Below are 4,606 nucleotides of genomic sequence, written 5' to 3'. Positions count from 1 at the left end.
GTTAGGCCAGGTGCTCTTGCACCTGGCTTTTTTTAATGAAATTTTAGTCGAACAAATCATGAGTTATTTATCTAAGTAGAATGACGATAATTTCGTTCATTTTAGAAATTTCTTGGTATAATTTAAATAAACTTATTCAAAGGAAATAAAGATATGGCAGAGTGGCATAGGATTGTTGTGAAGGTCGGGACGAGCACGATTGTTGACTTAGAGGGGCAAATCAATTACCCAGTCATCAACCGTTTGGCCCAAACACTGGCAACACTGCGACAGGGTGGACACGAGGTTTTATTAGTAACATCAGGAGCGATTGGGGTTGCTTTGAGTCAAATGGATTTAGACCAACGACCGAAAGAAATTCCCCGCCAGCAGGCCTTGGCAGCAATTGGTCAAGGCTATCTGATGTCAATTTACCACCAAAGTTTCGCCTTTTATAAGCAAATTGTTGGCCAGGTTTTGTTGACCTACGACGTCTTTGATAACCCCGGGATGCTGGCCAACACAACCAATGCCATTGAAACAATGTTTTCTGAGGGAGTCATTCCTATCATTAACGAAAATGATGTGATTGCCGTTGATGAATTGGACCACCAGCATTCATTTGGGGATAATGACTATTTAGCAGCTCTGGTCGCTAAGGAAATCAAGGCAGATGGCTTAATTGTTTTAAGCGATGTTGACGCACTTTATACTGCTAACCCTAATATCGATGAAAACGCGCAACCGCTCCACCAAGTTGCTGAAATCACGGATACCATCCGTCTCAGCGCAACCGGGTCAACTTCTGGCTTGGGTACCGGGGGCATGAGCACGAAATTACGGGCTGCCGACTTAACCATGCAAAATGGTAGTCGGATGGCCTTAATCAACGGTAATGATCCGGCTAATATTTTAGCCGTGATTGCCGGACAAAAAATCGGAACTTTATTTGAAGGTCAATCATAATATGCAAACAGTAGAAAAAATAGGCCAACAGGCCAAGCAAGCAAGCCAAATTGTTAGTCAACTTAGCCTGGCTGACCGTAACGAGATTTTAAAGGCCATGGCCACAGCCTTAACAGCGAATCAAAGCACGATTATCGCAGCCAACCAAGAAGACTTGGCCAACGCCCAGGACCTAACTGGGCCAATGAAAAACCGGCTCACCTTGGATGCGCAAACAATTGCCGGGATTGCTGAATCATTAGCAGCAGTGGCCGACCTAGCCGATCCATTGGCTGGCCCTTATGAAAATTGGGACCATCCAACCGGTTTTAAAATCATCAAAAAGACGGTACCACTCGGCGTTGTCGCCATGGTTTATGAAGCTCGTCCAAACGTGACGGTCGATGCCGCTGCTTTGACCTTCAAGTCTGGGAATGCCGTGATTTTGCGTGGAGGAAAAGAAGCTATCCATTCCAATATTGCTTTGGCAATGGTTTTACGTCAGGTTTTGGTTGACCACAACCTTGATCCTGACATCATCCAGTTAATTGAAGATACCAGTCACGAGTCGGTCAATGAACTGCTCCATATGCGTCAGTACATCGATGTCTTGATTCCCCGTGGATCAGGGAAGTTTATTGATTTTGTCGTGACTAACGCAACTGTGCCAGTTATTGAAACCGGGGCAGGGAATACCCATATCTTTGTTGACGAAAGCGCGGACCAAGACCAAGCTCTTGAAGTCATCCATAACGCTAAGACTCAAAAGCCAGCCGTCTGCAATTCCGCTGAAAAGCTCTTAATTCACCAGGCAATTGCTGCGGAGTTTTTGCCAAAGATTGCAGACAAATTAATTGCCGCCGGGGTTGAACTTCGCGGTGATGAGGCCGTTTGTGCTCTCGACAGCCGGATTAAACTGGCAACGGCTGCTGATTGGGACACGGAATATAACGACCTAATCATGGCTATCAAAGTTATTTCGGATACTGCCGAGGCCATTAGCTGGGTTAATACCCACACGACCCATCATTCCGAAACAATTCTCAGCCAAAACCCAGCCAACGTCGCATCCTTTATGAACCTGGTTGATGCGGCTGTCGTTTACCAAAATGTCTCAAGTCGGTTTACCGATGGCTTTGAGTTTGGATTTGGGGCTGAAATCGGAATTTCAACACAAAAACTCCATGCTCGCGGACCAATGGGTCTGCCAGCATTAACGACGATTAAATATGAAGTCTTTGGTGATGGTCAAATTCGCCAATAATGAGGACTAGAAGCCGCGCTCAGCACAACGCTGTCGCGGTTTTTTCTTTATAAAAATTTAGAAATTCTACTCACTTTTGAAAGAGTCAAAGGTGTAAAATAATCCTATGTCAAAATCAAATTTTAAAATTAATACTAGCCAATTCAAGGTCATTATCACCGGGGCCTTGGTTGGAATTTTAACCGGAATCGTGGTTTCGGCCTTTCGTTGGTGCATTGAACAATCACTATCCTGGTGGAAACGTATGTATACATACACTATAAACGGCCACCTTAAAATGATTTTTATTATATTGCTTTTAAACCTGGTGATTGGGTTAATTGTCAGTCGCCTGGTCAAAAAAGAACCACAGATTGCCGGTTCGGGGATTCCTCAAGTGGAAGGGCAACTACAAGATGAGTTAACTTTGTCCTGGTTTGCCATCCTCTGGCGTAAATTTATCGCTGGAGTCCTCTCGATTGGGAGTGGCCTCATGCTTGGTCGGGAAGGGCCCTCGATTCAACTCGGTGCCAGCGTTGGTCAAGGGGTTGGTGAAATTTTGAAAGTCGACCACCGTCAAAAGAAGAGTTTGATTGCGGCTGGAGCGGCCTCCGGTTTAGCCGCCGCCTTCAATGCGCCCTTAGCCGGCGTCATGTTTGTCTTGGAAGAAATCTATCACAGCTTTTCTTCCTTTATTTGGTTAAGTGCCTTAGCGGGGGCGGTCTTGGCCGATGCGGTTTCAACAGTGGTTTTCGGTCAAAAGCCAGTCTTGGCCGTCGGCAACTTACCAGACATCCCGGTCCATATTTACGGGCTGCTGTTAATTTTTGGATTGGTTTTGGGCCTCTTAGCCTTCTTGTACCAGAAAACCCTCTTAGCCAGTCAAACGGCTTACAAATTAACCCGACTACCCAAGTACATGAACGGCTTCATTCCACTCATCTTGGTTATTCCCGTTGGCCTCTTTTGGTCGGCCGGCTTGGGTGGGGGCAATAGTCTCATCCTATCCCTGGGTCAGCATGTACCAACCCTGAAAATCCTACTCGCAATGGTCATTGTACGCTTTGTCTTTTCGATGATCAGTTACGGGTCGGGACTTCCCGGTGGAATTTTTTTGCCAATACTAACTCTTGGGGCTCTAAACGGTGCCTTGATTGGCCAAGCTTTTGTTCAATTGGGTTGGCTCTCCGGTGACTATCGCATCGATTTTGTTGTAATTGGCATGGCGGCTTACTTTGCTGCCATCGGCAAGGCACCCTTTACCGCCATTATCTTGATTTTTGAAATGGTTGGATCCGTGACTCACGTTTTGCCATTAGCCTTCGTATCGTTGGTTGCTTACCTAGTCGTTGATGCGCTCAATGGTGCACCCATCTACGAGTCATTACTCGACCGGTTATTACAAAATGAAAAACAGGCTAAAGACCGAAGTGAGCTTAGCGCTGTAACTATTCCAGTCCTTGCTGGCAGTTCTTTAGCTGATCAAACGATTACTAACCTGGTTTGGCCAGTTCCTAGTATCATCACTGGCATAAAACGGGGTGACCGAGAGCTAATGCCTAGTGGTCAAATTATTTTGCGGCCAGGTGACGTCATTACCATTCGTACGACCAAAGTTGACGCCCATGCCATTCGTCAACACTTTTTGACAGTTAGTTAACTTGAACAAGCTTAGTGGAGGACTCAACCATGATTCGACCAATTCAAATCACTGACCTGCCAGTCCTAATGGCGCTAAATGAAAACGAGCTTGGCTACCAATACCCTGAAGATAAAGCTCGCCACCAACTTCAAAGTCTTTTAGCTGACCAAGGCCATCATTTTCTGGCCGCTGCAGTCGATGACCAGAATGGGGAAGTCCAGGGATACATTCACGCCGAAGTCTACCAAGAAATTTATGCCGATACTCAGCTGAATATCTTAGCCCTAGCGGTGGCCGAAAAATGGAAAGGCCAGGGAGTTGGCACAGCCTTAATAACTTGGTTGGAAGACCAAGGACGGCAACGCCATATAGCCGGCATTCTCCTGAATTCAGGTGAGTCACGGGCTTCAGCCCATCGGTTTTATCAAAACCGGGGTTTTACCCTAGTTAAAAAACAAATGAAATTTATTAAAAAAATAATTTAGACTCACTTTGATGGGAGAAAAAATGAAAGCAATTGTTATCAATCACTACGGTGGCGTTGACCAATTTCAGGCAGCTGACCTACCTTTGCCGGAGCCAGCTGACAATGAGGTCTTGGTCAAAACCAAGGCCACGAGTGTCAACCCGATCGACTGGAAAGTTCGTCAGGGACACTTAACTCAGGGCGCAACCAGGTCCTTTCCACTTGTTCTGGGCTGGGACTTAAGTGGCGTGATTACCGCTGTTGGGACGGAGGTAACTGACTTTCAAGTTGGTGATGAAATCTTAGCTCGTCCGGATGGACCAGACTTACA

Annotated in this window: 5 protein-coding genes; all 5 read left to right on the top strand. The window is 46.1% G+C overall.

Annotated elements, in window-relative coordinates:
* Positions 1-153 precede the first annotated feature (153 nt).
* On the top strand, positions 154-945 hold the full coding sequence (proB, locus tag AOQ29_RS06535; RefSeq protein ID WP_061993676.1) for a glutamate 5-kinase: 792 nt from the start codon (positions 154-156) through the stop codon (positions 943-945).
* A 1-nt stretch (position 946) separates the two neighbouring features.
* Entirely contained in the window at positions 947-2,188 is a 1,242-nt protein-coding gene (locus AOQ29_RS06530; RefSeq protein WP_061993675.1) for a glutamate-5-semialdehyde dehydrogenase, read from the top strand.
* A 106-nt stretch (positions 2,189-2,294) separates the two neighbouring features.
* Positions 2,295-3,827, top strand: a complete 1,533-nt coding sequence (locus AOQ29_RS06525; RefSeq protein WP_061993674.1) for a ClC family H(+)/Cl(-) exchange transporter — start codon at positions 2,295-2,297, stop codon at positions 3,825-3,827.
* A 29-nt stretch (positions 3,828-3,856) separates the two neighbouring features.
* Positions 3,857-4,294, top strand: a complete 438-nt coding sequence (locus AOQ29_RS06520; protein ID WP_061993673.1) for a GNAT family N-acetyltransferase — start codon at positions 3,857-3,859, stop codon at positions 4,292-4,294.
* A 22-nt stretch (positions 4,295-4,316) separates the two neighbouring features.
* Positions 4,317-4,606 (top strand): alcohol dehydrogenase catalytic domain-containing protein (locus AOQ29_RS08235; protein ID WP_242977426.1); only part of this gene is annotated, 290 nt, incomplete at its 3' end.

Source organism: Fructobacillus ficulneus (genome assembly GCF_001047075.2).
In the GTDB taxonomy this organism is placed as follows: Bacteria; Bacillota; Bacilli; order Lactobacillales; family Lactobacillaceae; genus Fructobacillus; species Fructobacillus ficulneus.
The sequence above is the reverse complement of the archived record's forward strand: the minus strand, read 5'-3'. Positions and strand labels throughout refer to the sequence as shown.

Excerpts from the sequence above, each read along its gene's own strand:
- AOQ29_RS06520 (WP_061993673.1), top strand. The coding sequence starts at position 3,857 with ATGATTCGACCAATTCAAATCACTGACCTGCCAGTCCTAATGGCGCTA.
- AOQ29_RS06530 (WP_061993675.1), top strand. The coding sequence starts at position 947 with ATGCAAACAGTAGAAAAAATAGGCCAACAGGCCAAGCAAGCAAGCCAA.
- AOQ29_RS06525 (WP_061993674.1), top strand. The coding sequence starts at position 2,295 with ATGTCAAAATCAAATTTTAAAATTAATACTAGCCAATTCAAGGTCATT.
- proB (WP_061993676.1), top strand. The coding sequence starts at position 154 with ATGGCAGAGTGGCATAGGATTGTTGTGAAGGTCGGGACGAGCACGATT.